At 70.5% G+C, this 14,975-nt stretch carries 14 protein-coding genes and 1 pseudogene; 7 read left to right on the top strand and 8 right to left on the bottom strand.

The genetic code is table 11. The features are described 5' to 3' along the window. Window positions 1–40: 40 nt before the first annotated feature. Both QFZ75_RS35175 and QFZ75_RS35170 read left to right on the top strand, forming a co-directional pair. Window positions 41–1,606 carry an MFS transporter gene (locus tag QFZ75_RS35175; RefSeq protein WP_307543461.1) on the top strand — a complete coding sequence of 522 codons (1,566 nt, stop codon included), beginning with the start codon at window positions 41–43 and terminating at the stop codon, window positions 1,604–1,606. 73 nt (window positions 1,607–1,679) lie between these two features. Next, entirely contained in the window at window positions 1,680–1,964 is a 285-nt protein-coding gene (locus QFZ75_RS35170; RefSeq protein ID WP_307543459.1) for a DUF6332 family protein, read from the top strand. On the opposite strand, the gene QFZ75_RS35165 is transcribed toward QFZ75_RS35170, so the two are convergent. The 3 genes from QFZ75_RS35165 to QFZ75_RS35155 form a co-directional block, all read right to left on the bottom strand. Next, a complete protein-coding gene (locus QFZ75_RS35165) occupies window positions 1,925–2,590 on the bottom strand; it encodes a response regulator transcription factor (protein WP_307543457.1) in 666 nt (221 codons plus the stop codon). The genes QFZ75_RS35170 and QFZ75_RS35165 overlap by 40 nt on opposite strands. Beyond that, on the bottom strand, window positions 2,587–3,864 hold the full coding sequence (locus QFZ75_RS35160) for a sensor histidine kinase (RefSeq protein WP_307543455.1): 1,278 nt from the start codon (window positions 3,862–3,864) through the stop codon (window positions 2,587–2,589). Before QFZ75_RS35160 ends, QFZ75_RS35165 begins: the two co-directional genes overlap by 4 nt. A 324-nt stretch (window positions 3,865–4,188) precedes the next feature. Continuing rightward, entirely contained in the window at window positions 4,189–5,403 is a 1,215-nt protein-coding gene (locus tag QFZ75_RS35155; protein ID WP_307543453.1) for a geranylgeranyl reductase family protein, read from the bottom strand. Between the two features lie 170 nt (window positions 5,404–5,573). Between QFZ75_RS35155 and QFZ75_RS35150 the strand changes: the two genes are divergently transcribed. Beyond that, complete coding sequence (locus tag QFZ75_RS35150) at window positions 5,574–6,929, top strand: dipeptidase (RefSeq protein WP_307543451.1); 1,356 nt, start codon at window positions 5,574–5,576, stop codon at window positions 6,927–6,929. Window positions 6,930–7,045: 116 nt separating this feature from the next. On the opposite strand, the gene QFZ75_RS35145 is transcribed toward QFZ75_RS35150, so the two are convergent. Then, window positions 7,046–8,089, bottom strand: coding sequence for an NUDIX hydrolase (locus QFZ75_RS35145; protein ID WP_307543450.1), 1,044 nt, complete (start codon window positions 8,087–8,089; stop codon window positions 7,046–7,048). Window positions 8,090–9,042: 953 nt separating this feature from the next. Then, the gene (locus QFZ75_RS35140) at window positions 9,043–9,351 is read right to left on the bottom strand and encodes a putative quinol monooxygenase (protein WP_307543449.1); all 309 of its coding nucleotides are present in this window, start codon (window positions 9,349–9,351) and stop codon (window positions 9,043–9,045) included. A gap of 162 nt (window positions 9,352–9,513) precedes the next feature. Between QFZ75_RS35140 and QFZ75_RS35135 the strand changes: the two genes are divergently transcribed. The 3 genes from QFZ75_RS35135 (at window position 9,514) to QFZ75_RS35125 (ending at window position 11,403) form a co-directional block, all read left to right on the top strand. Next, entirely contained in the window at window positions 9,514–10,491 is a 978-nt protein-coding gene (locus QFZ75_RS35135; protein ID WP_307543448.1) for a GlxA family transcriptional regulator, read from the top strand. 255 nt (window positions 10,492–10,746) lie between these two features. Continuing rightward, complete coding sequence (locus tag QFZ75_RS35130; RefSeq protein ID WP_307543446.1) at window positions 10,747–11,082, top strand: transposase domain-containing protein; 336 nt, start codon at window positions 10,747–10,749, stop codon at window positions 11,080–11,082. Between the two features lie 42 nt (window positions 11,083–11,124). Then, window positions 11,125–11,403 carry a hypothetical protein gene (locus tag QFZ75_RS35125; RefSeq protein WP_307543444.1) on the top strand — a complete coding sequence of 93 codons (279 nt, stop codon included), beginning with the start codon at window positions 11,125–11,127 and terminating at the stop codon, window positions 11,401–11,403. 808 nt (window positions 11,404–12,211) lie between these two features. Here QFZ75_RS35125 and QFZ75_RS35120 read toward each other — a convergent pair. Then, window positions 12,212–12,577: a MerR family transcriptional regulator gene (locus QFZ75_RS35120; protein ID WP_307543443.1), complete on the bottom strand. Its 366-nt coding sequence runs from the start codon at window positions 12,575–12,577 to the stop codon at window positions 12,212–12,214. 123 nt (window positions 12,578–12,700) lie between these two features. Between QFZ75_RS35120 and QFZ75_RS35115 the strand changes: the two genes are divergently transcribed. Then, window positions 12,701–13,606: an NADP-dependent oxidoreductase gene (locus tag QFZ75_RS35115; protein ID WP_307543441.1), complete on the top strand. Its 906-nt coding sequence runs from the start codon at window positions 12,701–12,703 to the stop codon at window positions 13,604–13,606. 368 nt (window positions 13,607–13,974) lie between these two features. On the opposite strand, the pseudogene QFZ75_RS35110 reads toward QFZ75_RS35115, so the two are convergent. After that, a pseudogene (locus QFZ75_RS35110) lies at window positions 13,975–14,328 on the bottom strand (transposase family protein); the annotation flags it as partial. Between the two features lie 221 nt (window positions 14,329–14,549). After that, window positions 14,550–14,954 (bottom strand): type II toxin-antitoxin system PemK/MazF family toxin, encoded by a 405-nt coding sequence (locus QFZ75_RS35105; RefSeq protein WP_307543439.1) that lies wholly within the window; start codon window positions 14,952–14,954, stop codon window positions 14,550–14,552. Window positions 14,955–14,975 lie beyond the last annotated feature (21 nt).

The raw sequence follows: 14,975 nt of genomic DNA, 5'->3' as shown, positions 1-14,975 counted from the left end.
TGCGCTTGCAATTAATGCATGCGCATGTACTGTGTGCCGCATGACCTCTCCGCTCACCGCCCCCGCGCCCCAGGGACGCTGGACGCCCCGCCTGTGGGGCACCCTCCTGGTGCTGTGCGCCGCGATGTTCCTGGACGCGCTGGACGTGTCGATGGTCGGCGTCGCCCTGCCGTCCATCGGCTCCGAACTCGACCTCTCCACCTCGACCCTGCAGTGGATCGTCAGCGGCTACATACTCGGCTACGGCGGCCTGTTGCTCCTCGGCGGCCGCACCGCCGACCTGCTGGGCCGCCGTCAGGTCTTCCTGGTGGCGCTCGGCGTGTTCGCCCTCGCCTCGCTGCTCGGCGGACTCGTCGACTCCGGACCGCTGCTGATCGCGAGCCGGTTCATCAAGGGGCTGAGCGCCGCGTTCACCGCCCCCGCCGGCCTGTCGATCATCACCACGACGTTCCCCCAGGGCCCGCTGCGCAACCGCGCCCTCTCGATCTACACCACCTGCGCCGCCACCGGCTTCTCGATGGGTCTCGTCCTGTCGGGGCTGCTCACGGAGGCCAGTTGGCGGCTGACCATGCTGCTGCCCGCGCCCATCGCGGTCGTCGCCCTGGTCCTCGGCCTGAAGCTCATCCCGCGCAGCGAGCGCGACCGGACCCACCGCGGCTACGACATCCCGGGCGCCGTCATCGGTACCGGCTCCATGCTGCTGCTCGTCTTCACCGTCGTCCAGGCGTCCGAGGCGGGCTGGACCTCGGCCCGTACGCTGCTGTCGTTCCTCGCGGTCGCGGTCCTGCTCACCGTCTTCGTCCGCGTCGAGCGGCGCAGCGCGAGCCCGCTGATCCGGCTCGGCGTGCTGCGCTCCGGCAACCAGGTCCGGGCCCAGCTCGGCGCCATGATGTTCTTCGGCTCGTACGTCGGCTTCCAGTTCCTCGTCACGCTGTACATGCAGTCGCTGCTGGGCTGGTCGGCCCTGCACACCGCCCTCGCCTTCCTGCCCGCGGGCGCGCTCGTGGCGCTCTCGGCGACGAAGATGGGCGCGATCGTCGACCGGTTCGGGACACCGCGCCTCATCGTGCTGGGCTTCGCCCTGATGGTGGTGGGCTACGCGCTGTTCCTGCGCGTCGACCTCGAACCGGTGTACGCGGCGGTGATCCTGCCGTCGATGCTGCTCATCGGCGCGGCCTGCGCGCTGGTCTTCCCCTCGCTCAACATCCAGGCCACCGACGGCGTCGACGACCACGAGCAGGGCATGGTCTCGGGTCTGCTCAACACCTCGGTGCAGGTGGGCGGGGCGATCTTCCTGGCGGTCGTGACGGCCGTCGTGACGGCGGGCTCCGCCGACGACTCCTCGCCGCAGGCCGTCCTCGACAGCTACCGGCCCGGTCTGCTCGTGGTGACCGCGGTCGCTCTGGCGGGCCTGCTGATCACCGCCACCGGACTGCGCCGGCGGCGTACGCCGCAGCAGACGACGGTCCTGGTCGCCAAGTCCGACCCCGTCCCGGCGCCGGAGCGACCGCGGGAGACCGACGGACAGGCGGTGACAGCCGACGGACACATCACGGCGACGGCGACGGTGACGGCGGCCGACGGACACGTGACGGTACGCGACTGATCCCGGCTCCGGCGAATCCTGCGCCCGGCGGGCTGCCTTGCCCCGCCGGGCGCACAGCTGTGACACTCCGCGTATGGAACGCACCCAGGGGCGCCGGACGCAGTCCCAACGGGACGCGTTCACCGTGGAGATCGGGTACGCGGTGGCCAGCGCCGTGTTCGCCGCGGCCGTGGTGTTCGGGGTCCTCGCCGGTCCCGCGCTGCTCTTCGACCTGCCGCGGGCCCTGGAGAAGATCCTGCCCGCCGCCGGGACCGCGCTTGCCGCCGTCCTCTTCTTCGTACGGGTGATCTCGGTGCTGCTTCGCTTCCGGCAAGGGGATCAGCCCAGCCAGCCCGGTCGCACCAGCCCCGACTCGTAGGCCAGCACCACCAGTTGGGCCCGGTCCCGGGCACCGAGTTTCACCATCGTGCGGCTGACGTGGGTCTTGGCCGTGAGGGGGCTGACCACCAGCCGCCGCGCGATCTCGTCGTTCGACAGTCCGATGCCGACCAGCGCCATCACCTCCCGCTCCCGCTCGGTGAGCCCGGCCGGCGCGCCGGCCGCCGTCGGCTCCTTCGAGCGGGCCGCGAACTCGGCGATGAGGCGACGCGTCACCCCCGGCGAGAGCAGCGCGTCACCCTCGACGACCGCCCTGACGGCGCGCAGGAGTTCGTCCGGTTCGGTGTCCTTGACGAGGAAGCCGGACGCGCCGGCGCGGATCGCCTCGAAGACGTACTCGTCGAGTTCGAAGGTGGTGAGCATGACGACCTTCACCTCCCGCAGGTCCGCGTCCTCGGTGATACGGCGGGTGGCCGCGAGGCCGTCCAGTACCGGCATGCGGATGTCCATCAGGACGACGTCGGGGCGCAGTTCGCGTACCCCTCGCAGGGCTTGCGCCCCGTCCGCGGCCTCACCGGCGACCTCGATGTCCGGCTGGGCGTCGAGGAGCGCCTTGAAGCCGGCGCGGACCAGTGACTGGTCGTCGGCGAGCAGTACGCGGATCACCGGTCCTCCTTCTCGGGCTTCGAGCGGTTCTCGGGCTTCGCGAGGGCGGAGGGCTTCCGCGCCCCCGGTGCGGTCCGCAGCGGCAGTACGGCCAGGACCCGGAAGCCTCCGTCGTCGCGCGGTCCGGCCTCGATCGTGCCACCCAGGGCCGCGGCCCGCTCCCGCATCCCGGCCAGCCCGTTGCCGCTGCCGCCCGCTTCCGCACCGGTCGCGGGGCCGTCGTCGTCGACACGGAGCCGCAGCGCGGCGCGCGTGCGGTCCACCCGCACGCGCGCGTGCCGCGAACCGGAATGCCGTACGACGTTGGTCAGCGCCTCCTGGACGATGCGGAACGCGGCGAGGTCGGTCCCCGGCGACAGGTCCCCGCCACCGCCCCGGCGCTCGACGGCGACGCTCAGGCCGGCACCCGCGGCCTGTTCGACGAGTTCGGGGAGGCGGTCGAGGCCGGGTGCCGGCGCGCGCGGCGCGTCACCGGGCGTGCGGAGCGTGTCGAGCACCTGGCGCACCTCCCCCAGCGCCTCCTTGCTCGCGGCCTTGATGGTGCTGAGCGCGCTGCGCGCCTGCTCCGGGTCGGAGTCGAGCAGCGCGAGACCGACGCCCGCCTGGACGTTGATGACCGAGATGCTGTGCGCCAGGACGTCGTGCAGTTCGCGGGCGATGCGCAGTCGTTCCTCGTCGGCGCGCCGCCCGGCCGCCCTCCGGCGTTCCGCCCGGTCGCGGTCCCCCTGCTCGCGGCGGACGCGGGCGAGTTCGGAGACCGCGAGGACCGCCACCACCCAGGCGGCCGTCGCGACCTCCTCGCCCCACGCGGCGGCCGGGTCACCCGCGGGCGGCAGCCACGGGTGGAGCCAGTGCCCGGCCAGGAGGTGGACCGCCCACAGGGCGCCGAGCACGGTCCAGGCCGTGCGGCGGTACCCGGCGACGACCGCGCCGAAGCAGGCGAGGGCGACCGTGAGGAAGATCGGTCCGTACGGGTATCCGGCGCCGAAGTAGACGAGTGCCGAGGCCGCGGTGGCGCAGAGCACGGGCCGCGGCCACCGGCGCCGCCACAGCAGCAGGAGCGCGCCCCCGGCGAGCAGGGCGTACGCGAGGGCGTCGAGCCGCTCCCGCTCGGGCTGTCCCCGGGCGGCGAAGCCGCTGCCGAGGAGCACGAAGGCGGTGAGCATCAGCGTCGAACGCCAGGGCGGGCGCGGGTGCCCGGCGCCCTCTTCCTCCTCGGCACGGTGATTCCACCACGGGGGTCCGTCCCACCGGTGTGGGCGCCGCTCTTCCATGCCCGCCACGCTAGACGCCGGGGCCGGTCGGGAGCGTCGGCCGGGCGAAGTGATCACGCGTACTCCCGGCGGAGTACGCGCGCGGACCGGGGCCACCGTCAGGAGCGACGCCTGCCTCCGGCGGCAGGTCCGCCGGAGGCAGGTCCGCCGACGCCGGGTCGTCGGCCGCCCGCCCGACCGCCTGACCGCCTGACCGCCTGACCGCCTGACCGCCTGGAGTTTCCCAGGTCCGCCGGTACCGGTCCCGGGCCGCCTCTCGCCCGCCCAGGGCCGGGCCCACCACCCACGTTCAGCCGTCGACCGCCGGCCGCCGGAGGCCGTCCGTCAGCGGTCGAGCCTCGTCAGCGCGCGCTCCGCCATCGGGTGCGACCGCACCATCTCGCCCAGCGAGGTGGACCCGCGGGTGATGCCCGCGAACGCCTTCCACGCCGGCCGGAAGCCGGTGAGCGCCGCATGGAACACCCCGGGCCGGCGCTCGAAGATCGCGAGCATCCGCTTGCCGATGCTCATCTCCACGCCCAGCCCGGCCTTGATCGCGAAGGCGTAGTTCAGCGCCTGCCGCCGGGTGTCCACCGCGTCGTGGGCCTCCGCTATCCGCACCGCCCACTCCCCCGCGAGCCGCCCCGAGCGCAACGCGAAGGAGATGCCCTCGCGGGTCCACGGTTCCAGGAGTCCCGCCGCGTCCCCGCACACCAGCACCCGCCCCCGCGACAGCGGCGAGTCGTCGGCGCGGCAGCGCGTGAGGTGCCCGGACGAGACGCTGGGCTCGAAGCCGGCGAGGCCGAGCCGGGCGATGAAGTCCTCCAGGTACCGCTTGGTGGCGGCGCCTTCGCCCCGGGCCGAGATCACCCCCACGGTGAGGATGTCGCCCTTGGGGAACACCCAGCCGTAACTGCCCGGAAGAGGACCCCAGTCGATGAGGACCCGGCCCTTCCAGTCCTCCGCGACGGTCTCCGGCACCGGGATCTCCGCTTCCAGGCCGAGGTCGACCTGGTCGAGCTTCACCCCGACATGTGCCCCTATCCGGCTGGCGCTGCCGTCCGCGCCGACCACCGTCCGCGCCAGCAGCGTCTCGCCGTCCTGGAGGACGACGGCGACCGAGCGCCGGTCGGGGACCGCCGAGCCGTGCTGCTCGACCCGCGAGACCGTGGCCCCCGTACGCAGCTCGGCGCCCGCCTTCTGCGCGTGCTCGACGAGCTGCTGGTCGAACTCGGACCGGTTGATGAGCCCGAAGAGCATCTGCTTGGAGCGCCGGGTCCGCGCGAACTTCCCCTCCAGCGAGAACGTGACCGCGTGGATCCGGTCCCGGAAGGGCAGTTCGAATCCGGGCGGCAGTGCGTCACGGGTCGGTCCGATGATGCCGCCGCCGCACGTTTTGTAGCGGGGCAGTTCCGCTTTCTCCAGCAACAGGACGCGCCGTCCCGCGACCGCTGCCGCATAGGCCGCCGAGGCGCCCGCCGGCCCCGCCCCGACCACGACGACGTCCCACACCCGCTGCCCGTCGTCCTGTCCGTCGTCCGAAGAGTTCTCGCTGCTCACGATGGTCTGCTGCTCCGATCCAGCCGCCTGCCGCACCTGCTCCACGCATCCTACGGCGGCGTCCGGCGAAGACCGCTGTGGGAGGATCGGCAGCGTATGCGGCGCACATCCGTACGCGCGCATCCGCACCCACCCGTACGCACAACGTCGCACCCACGAGGAGCGTGCCCATGCCGTCGAATCCGGTCGCCGAGACCGTCGCCTCCCTCATGCCCAGGGCGAAGGCGGAGCTCACCGAGCTGGTGGCCTTCAAGTCGGTGGCGGACTTCGAGCAGTTCCCGCGCAGCGAGAGCGAGGGCGCCGCGAACTGGGTCGCCGATGCGCTGCGCGCCGAGGGTTTCGAAGACGTCGCCCTGCTCGACACCCCGGACGGGACGCAGTCGGTGTACGGCCACCTGCCCGGCCCCGAGGGCTCGAAGACCGTCCTGCTGTACGCGCACTACGACGTGCAGCCGCCCCTCGACGAGGCCGGCTGGCGGACGCCGCCGTTCGAACTGACCGAGCGGGACGGCCGTTGGTACGGGCGCGGGGCAGCCGACTGCAAGGGCGGCCTGGTCATGCATCTGCTGGCGCTGCGCGCCCTGAAGGCGAACGGCGGCGTGCCGGTCGGCGTCAAGGTGATCGCCGAGGGGTCGGAGGAGCAGGGCACGGGCGGCCTCGAGCGGTACGCCGAGGAGCACCCGGAGCTGCTCGACGCCGACACGATCGTCATCGGGGACGCCGGCAACTTCCGGGTCGGTGTGCCGACGGTCACCACCGCGCTGCGCGGCATGACGCTGCTCCGTGTCCAGGTCGACACCCTCGAAGGCAACCTGCACTCCGGGCAGTTCGGCGGCGCGGCGCCCGACGCGCTGGGCGCGCTGATCCGCGTACTGGACTCCCTGCGCGCCGAGGACGGGTCGACGACGGTCGACGGGCTGACGGGCACGTCGCGGTGGGAGGGCCTGCAGTACGACGAGGCGCAGTTCCGCAAGGACGCCAAGGTGCTCGACGGGGTCGGGCTGATCGGTTCCGGGACGGTCGCCGACCGCATCTGGGCGCGGCCCGCCGTGACCGTGCTCGGCATCGACTGCCCGCCGGTCGTCGGCGCCACCCCGTCCGTGCAGGCGGGCGCCCGCGCGCTGGTCAGCCTGCGGGTGCCGCCGGGCGTGGACGCCGTCGAGGCCACCAAGCTGCTGGAGGCCCACCTGGAGGCCCACACCCCGTGGGGGGCGCGGGTGAGCATCGAGCAGACGGGGCAGGGCCAGGCGTTCCGTGCCGACACCACGAGTCCCGCGTACGCGGCGATGGCGGAGGCGATGAGTGCCGCGTACGACGGGGCGGAGATGCAGTACGCGGGGCAGGGCGGGTCCATTCCGCTGTGCAACACCCTTGCGTCGCTGTACCCGCAGGCGGAGATCCTGCTGATAGGGCTCAGTGAGCCGGAGGCGCAGATCCATGCCGTGAACGAGAGCGTGTCGCCCGAGGAGCTGGAGCGGCTGGCTGTCGCCGAGGCGCTCTTCCTCACGAAGTACGCCGCCGGCTGAGCCCGGTCGTCGGGCCCGCCCTTCGTCCGGGCGTGCCCGACGTCTTCCGGCATGCGGCGTGCCGCCGTCCGGAAGACGAGCCGGAAGACGAGCCGAGAGGCCGGCCGGCGGTACGGCTAGCCTCTCGGCACCCCCGCCTCCAGGTACAGCGCCGCCCCCCGTTCCCGCGCGCGCAGCGCCCAGCGCAGGCGTTCGTAGCGGACGGGCGGCAGGAGCGTGGCGGCCTCCTCCTCCGTGACGAAGCGCCAGCCGCGCAGTTCGGGGCCCGGCAGCAGCATGCCGCGGGCGGAGCCGCCGTCGAGCCGGCCGCCGTCGTAGAGGAGGCGCAGACCGCCGTAGCCGGGGGGCACCGGCGGTTCCCAGTCGACGACCAGCAGGTGGGGGTCGTCGGTGAGGTGGATGCCGGTCTCCTCGGCCACCTCGCGGATACCCGCGCGCGCGGGTGCCTCGCCGGACTCGACGACGCCGCCGGGGAACTCCCAGCCGGCCTTGTACGTCGGGTCGACGAGCAGGACCCTGTCCTGCTCGTCGAAGAGGAGCACCCCCGCCGCCACGGTCTCCGCGGTGGGTTCGGGGGTCTGCACGATGTCGCAGACCGGCACGGATCCGCCGTTCACGGCCTCGGCGACGCGTACGGCGGTCTCGTACGGGGTCAGCGTGCCGTTGTCGACGGTGTGGGTGTCCGTGGCGAGCCAGCCGGCAAGGGCGGCGTGGTAGGGCTCGATCTGGTCGTACGCCCACTGGCGCACCCGTATCTCGCCGTCGGGGAGGTCCGGCGGGACCTCCCGGGCGGCTATTCGCTCGCGCAGGATCGTTTCCGCCGGGGCGAGGAGCACATGGCGTACCGCGATCCTGCGGGACGCGAGGCCGCCGAAGATCTCGTCGCGGTAGTCCTGCCGGAGCAGCGTCATGGGAACCACGAGCACGCCGCCGAGCTCGGAGAGCATCGCGGCCGCGGTGTCCACCACGAGTCGCCGCCAGATCGGCAGGTCCTGGAAGTCGTTGACCTCGGCGAGACGTTTGGCGGGCAGCAGGCGCGCCAGCCCGGCACCGATGAGTTCCGGGTCGAAGAGTGTGCTGTTCGGGATCAGGTCGATCAGTTCCCGTGCGGTGGTGGTCTTCCCCGCACCGAACGCCCCGTTGATCCAGACGACAATCACTAGCACTCCAGGGTGGGAAGGCCGCTGAACAGCGGCGGAGCGGGTTTCGCCGGTTCGTCTGGGAGAGGCAGGGGAAATGCGGGTGTCCACAGCCCGGCTCCCACCACCTCCTTCTCCCAGACTCCCTGGAGATACCCCATGGAGATATCCAACGATTCGCTCTTCCATCGCGATCGTCACCCCGCTGTACGTACCCTCCACACCGGGCAGCTCATGCCGACCGGTGACCGCACAGACGGTGGCGACGGTGACCTTGCCGGTCTCGCGGTCGGTGCGGTGGCGCTTGATCCGGACCGCCTGGCAGGCGCCGGGGAAGAGCAAGCCACTGACCGGTGGCGACCTCGATCCGGCGGATCTCGCAGTGGCCGTGGCCGCTGCCCCACGTGTCATCACGTCTGTGTTCTACCACTGCGACCGGCTCTGCCCCCGTATCGAGAGCTGATCACGGCCCGCCCCGGCGCCTGCCGGCCGGACAGACCGTGGAACCCTTGAGTCCCCGCTGTTTTCCCGGCTGTTGGAGAGGCATGCGGGTGCGGTACGTCTCTGCAGGGCCGATCCTCATCCTCGCGACCGCGGATGCCGCCGCCGGACTCCCGCTCACGGAACGGCTGCGGACATGGGCCCGGATCGGCCAGGCCGACCCGCACCTGCACGCTCGTCTGCTCGCCGCGCACCTGGCCGATCGCCCGAGCGCGGAGGGCGCCCCGCTGGTCGTCCTGGTGCTCAAGGACTGCCCGCCCGAGCGCGCCGCGGACCTTCGGTGCCCGATGCTGTCGGGGATCTCGGATACGACCAGGGCTCCAGGTACCACCTGCCCCGTTGCCGCCCATCGGGAACAAGATCCCCGACAGCATCAGGCACTTACGCAGGATCCGGCTCCGACCCCACCTGGTCGACGGCTGCCTCACCGCCACCGGTTCGACCCTCGCACCACCGGCCCCACCCCGAAAACCTCAGTAGGAGCCGTCCTTCACGGCGAGGATGTCGGTCAGACGGATATCGGGGGCGTCGGCGAGCAGGGAGTCGCCGATCTCGCCGAGGGCAGCGGGGATCTTCCCGTTCAGGTGTTCCTGTCGGCCGGCCTCATCCTCGAAGGTGTCGAAGATCCCGAAGGTGCTGTCGTCGACCTGGAATGCGTACCAGGTGCGGGTAGCGGGTTCGTCGGCCACGATCTTGCCCCCGCTCTCCAGGAATGCCGCGAGCTCGTTCTCACTGCCCGGCTTGGCCTTCAGCAGTGCCAGCACACCCAGCTTGAGCGTCATGTCGTCGTCCTTCGTTCTGCCCGGACATCTCGTCCGGAGGGCTTGGTTCATGGTGGACGGTGCAGGGATAAGTGATCGTTCCGCACCGCTTACCGATGAAGGTACGGGGACCGTGATCCGCCCTGAAGTGGCGGAAGCGACTCCTTCAGTACTGTTTCCGTCATGCGAATTGCTGTTGCTGTTGTGGACGGAATTTTCGACTCCGGACTCTGCGCAGTCCTTGATGTGCTCAGAGCGGCCAACATGCTGGTGAGGGAACAGGGGTCGGCCTCCGTCCCGTTCGCCGTGACCACGGTGAGTGTCGGTTCTCAGGTCCGCACGGGCAACGGACTGCTCCTGACAACCCGGCCCGTTGCCCAACTGGCCGACAGCCCAGACCTGTTGCTGCTGCCTGCGGTCGGGCTCGAAAGCGTCGACCGGATCATCGCGAGTGTGCGGTCGGACGCCAACGCGTGGGTTCCGGCGCTCGCACGCGAGGCACACGCGACCGGGGCCGAACTCGCAGCCGCGTGTACCGGCAGCTTCTTCTTGGCGGAGTCCGGAGTTCTTGACGGGAGACGCGCCACCACCAGTTGGTGGGCGGGGCCGGCCTTCCGCGCCCGCTACCCGAAGGTGCACCTGGACGACTCGCGAACCCTGGTCCACGACGGCCCCGTCACCACAGCTGGCGCGGCCTTTGCGCACATCGACCTTGCGTTGTCCGTAGTGCACCGCCACAGCCCAACCCTGGCCGATACGGTTGCCCGATATCTCCTGATCGGGGACCGTCCCTCGCAAGCCGCCTTCGCCGCTCCGACCCTGCTGGCCCAAGCCGATCCTGTGGTAGCCGCGTTCGAGCGCTGGGCACGCAATCACATGTCCGACTCACCTTCACTCAGGACAGCTGCCCAGGCTCTGGGCATAAGTGAACGGACACTGCAGCGCACCACCCAGTCGGTGATCGGCATGTCACCTCTGGACTTCGTCCAGGAAATCCGCCTCGACGAGGCGACATTCCTGCTGCGCACCACATCCCTGAGCCCTGACGCCATCGCTGACCGTGTCGGCTACCGCAACACCAGCACTTTGCGGAAACTGGTCCGCCACCGCCGGGGCACAACCCTGCGGGCTCTACGCCAAGGAGGCACGGACCAGGGCTGACAGCAGTCAAGGCGAGCATGTTCACGCAGACCACGATGCGGCAGCTGCGGTCGTCCATACCGGACAAGGCGGCCACCGGTCCCAGCTGCTCGTCGCTACGTCGCCGGGCACCGTCTACGGCCTGGGCGCCGAAGACATCGTCCGGGTCGAGCTACGGACGCCGCGGCCTCGGCCATCCGGGAAGCGGAGCTGCGCGAAGCCGCCCAGATCGCCGCCCGGGCCAATGAGCTCCAGGGCCAATGAGTTCTAGAGCCAATGAGCTCTAGAGCCAATGCCGTTGCTTTTGTCGTGGTCGTAGGCTGGTTGGGAGCTGGTGCCGGGGGTGGTACGGATGATGCGAGTGCGTCTGACTTATCGGGTCTGGGCCTGTTGACCTGGGTGTATCCGCCAGGATTGGTGGACCGGGTGGTGGCCGCGTACGGACGTGCGGAGCAACGTGGGCGTCTGCTTCCCGCGCGGTTGGTGGTGTACTTCGTGTTGGGGTCGGCACTGTTCTCGCCCGCTCCGTGTCTGGAGGTCATGCGGCACCTGGTGGCGGGTCTGCGAGGGCTGGGACCGCTGGGTGAGTGGCACGTTCCGGCGAAGTCCTAGCTGTCCAGAACCCGCCAGAGGCTGCGGTCCGAGCTGCTGCACGTGCTGTTCGCGGCGACTGCGAAACCCGTGGCGACCGAGGCGACACCGGGTGCGTTGTGGCGGGGTCTGCGGGTGCTGGCCGTCGACGCGGCCTGCTGGAACGTCGCCGATACCGAAGCCGACCAGGTGGCTTTCGGCCGTCCCGGCAACGGTCATGGAACGGTTCGCAGTGCCTTCGTCCAGGTGCGGATGGCAGTCCTGATGTCAGTCCTGGTGGAAGTGAGTACTCACGCGGTGCTGGATGCGGAACTCGCGCGGGCTGCCGCATCGGTGAGGTGACTCTCGTGGGCCGCCCGCCCCGCTCCTGCAGTGCAGGCCAGCTGGTTACGGCCGACCGCGAGTTCCTGGGCGTCCCGCTGTGGCGGGCCTTTCCCGCCACCGGCGCCGACCTGCTGTGGCGAGTGCCGGCCAACCGCGTCCTGCCCGTGCACACACTCCTGCACGACGGATCCTGCCGGGCAGCTGGCCGCTCTCCACTGTGAGCGCTGGGAGATCGAAGCCGTCTTCGCCGAGCTCAAGACCTGCCAGTGCGGCGCGAAGGTCGCCCTCAGCAGCAAGACCCCCGACGGCGTCCTCCAGCAGGTCTGAGCTCACCTCCTGGTCCACCACGCACTGCGCGAACTCATGGTGAGAACCTGAATCTCTGCCACCCGTGAACTCGACCCCGACCGCATCTCGTTCACCGAAACTCTGCGCTCCGCCCGGCGCAGCGTGACCCCCGCTCCGGGCGGTTTTCCCCTTGAGCTTCCGGTGAGAGCACTGCAGATCCTCCAAGAGAACCTACTGGCAAGGCTCCTGCCCGCCAGACGGCTCCGCAGCCAGCCCCGCGTCGTGAAGCACAAGATGTCCAACTACCGGCTCGAACGGGCCGAGCACCACGCATGGCCCCAGCCCACCCGCACCGCGCGCGGCCCATGATCTCTTCGAGAAGTCGGGCACCGTCCCCGGCGATCCGGCCTTCACCTGGAGCCTCTTGTAGGGCTGTCAGGTCCGACAGCAGTGAGACGGTGTGTACGTGACCGGTCAGCTGCAGCAGCGCGGTCAACAAGCCCTTGAGCGTGACGTCAGGTTCGCGCGTTGGCTCAGGTCACTGTTCGTGCGCACAGTCAGAGTCTGGGTTCCGCGCGACACCGATGACGTCGTCGAGCCGGTTGCGCACGGTCAGCAGGTCGGTGATCCGCTGGTCGACGAGTGCGCGTTCGGCCGTCAGCCGGTCCAGCAGGCCAGGGGGCACCTCGCCCGCGTCCACGCACGGCAGTACGTCGCGGACTGTGGTGCTTGTCAGGCCCGCGGCGTACAGCTGCTGGATCAGCCTGACGCGGGCGACGGCGGATTCGGGGTAGTGCCGCTGGCCACCGGCGCTGCGGTCGGCGGGGAGCAGATGCTGTTCCTCGTAGTAGCGCAGGGCTCTCACACTCACCCCCGCTCGCTCGGCGACCTCACCGATCCGCATCTGCCCTCCTCCGGCCGGGGAATTCCGGCTTGCCGACTTGCACCTCACGTCAATGTCAGGTTTTAGAGTAGCGGACACCGAAGGAATGCGTCACTTCGGACCAAAAAGGTAAGGCAGGACATTATGCGTGCAGCTCGCTTCCACGAGTACGGCGGCGTGGACAACCTGGTGATCGAGCAGGCGCCCGACCCTCATCCCGGACCTGGCGAGATCCGTGTCCGGGTCGCGGCGGCCAGCGTCAATCCCATCGACTGGAAGCTGCGCGCCGGCGCCCTGCACCGGTTCCTTCCAGTGGAGTTGCCTGCCATTCCCGGGCGGGATGCCGCCGGCGTGGTCGACGAGATCGGTGACGGCGTACAGGGAGTGAGCATCGGTGACCGCGTCTTCGGACTGGGTGGTGTCACCGGCGCTACTGCCGAGCTGGCCGTTCTCTCGGCCTGGGCCGCCGTCCCCGCCGAGTGGCGCGACGAGCAGGCCGCGGGAGCCGGTCTCGCTGCGGTGACCGCGATGGGCGGGCTGAACGCGCTCGGCTCTCTGGCAGGGTGCACCCTGCTCATCGAGGGCGCGGCCGGAGGGGTGGGCAGTGCCGCTGTCGAGATCGCTGTGGCGCAGGGTGCCACCGTGATCGGGACAGCGAGCGAACGCAACCACGAGTTGCTCACCTCGCTCGGCGCCACGCCCACAACGTACGGCCCGGGCCTCGCACAGCGCCTCTCCGTGCTGGCGTCGCACGGCGTCGACATCGTCCTCGACACCGCGGCTTCCGGATCCCTGGACGACCTCGTCGCGATCACGGGCGACCCGACGCGCGTCGCGACGGTCGCCGACCACGCGCGCGGGGAGCGCCTGGGCACGCATGTGGTCAACGCGGAGAACGACTCGACCCTCCTGTCCGCGGCGGCCGAACTGGGTCGGCAAGGCCGCTACACACCCCGCATCGAAGAGAGCTACCCCCTGGAGAAGATCGCCGACGCCCACGCGCACGCCGAGCGTGGCCGCACACGCGGCAAGATCGTCATCTCCATCTGAAGCGCGCGTACGGCACAGACAGATCAGCCCGCCACGTGCCCGGGGACTGAACACGGCGTCGACGTCGGACGCCGCCGGGCACTGGCGGGCGATCCGTCGAGGTCCGTTCCGCCGCCTCCCTCCCGCAGGCCAGGTCAACCGGCCGTCATCGCAGCCCCATGGCCAAAGCTGGCATCGACGCCACCGTCGCCGCCCCGGTTCCACCGGCCCGAAGCCCGTTCGAGTCAACCCCTGGACACTCAACCACGCTTGAACGGCAGAGACCGTGGAGAGCCCGGTGCGGTGAGAGCCGCACGCCGGGTTCGGCGAGCGGCACGGAGAAACGGACCGGTGGCAACACCGGCACCGCGCTCCGTGCCGACTCAACAGTAGGGAGTGTCGGCGGCGACGCGGTCGATCGGCAGCAGGGTGCCGTCGAGGATGACGAACGCCTTCGCTCGGATCGCCCTCACCGCCTCGGCCAGGAACGGGGCGAGGGTGGACAGGACCTCGACGGCTTCACGTATGTGGCGGTAGACGGTCGCGATCCCGATACCGAACCCGGCGGCGAGCTGGGCGTAGGTGTCACCGCACCGCAGATAAGCCAGGGCGAGCAGAGCCTGACGTGCAGCGCAGAGACGTCGCCACCGCGTCCCGATCTCCTTACGACGCACGGTCAGTTGTCCCGTCAGGAACCGCAAAGTGCGGCTGGACAGATCAATCGAGGACGGGTGGACAAGCACGTGAAGCTCCTGGCGCACACGGGTGATCTTGGTCGAGAACCCGTCTACCAGGAGCTTCGTCGTTGCGCAGGAATGTCCAACTCGCCACCAGAACGGCCGGCTTGGAAACGGCTCAGTACTTCGTGATCTCGATCGTGAGGGGTGCTGAGGAGGCAGCCGGCAGCGTCGATCATCTGGACGAGACCGACCACGCCGTCGCGGGCGTCCGTTTCCTTCTCCGCCTACCCGAGTCCACCGAGGCGGAGGGCGTTCCTTATCTCGCTGAGCTTCGCGGTCGTCGCCGGGGTCCACACCTTCGCCTGCTCATCGAGATGGAGGGCGTTCTCAATCTCGCTGAGTTTCGCGGAGGACAGGGCGCCCGCCCGCTCGATCAGGTCGTCCCGGGACACGGTGGTCAGCCACGTGCAAGGGGTAAAGCCCGGACGCGGGAACGCGAACCGAAGCACGCCTTCAAAGGGCAGTCCTTCCACGGCGCCTACTGCCACTTCGACGCCCAGACCGGTGATGTCGACACCCGCCCGAGCGACGACCTGCATCACCTGGATCCCGGACGCGTCGTCTCCTGACAGCAGCACGACCGGCCGCCGCTCGTCGAACTCCGCCCACCAGACTTCGCCACGTTGCACATGTCCTCCTGACACAGGACG

Source organism: Streptomyces sp. V3I8 (assembly GCF_030817535.1).
In the GTDB taxonomy this organism is placed as follows: Bacteria; Actinomycetota; Actinomycetes; order Streptomycetales; family Streptomycetaceae; genus Streptomyces.
The sequence above is the reverse complement of the archived record's forward strand: the minus strand, read 5'-3'. Positions and strand labels throughout refer to the sequence as shown.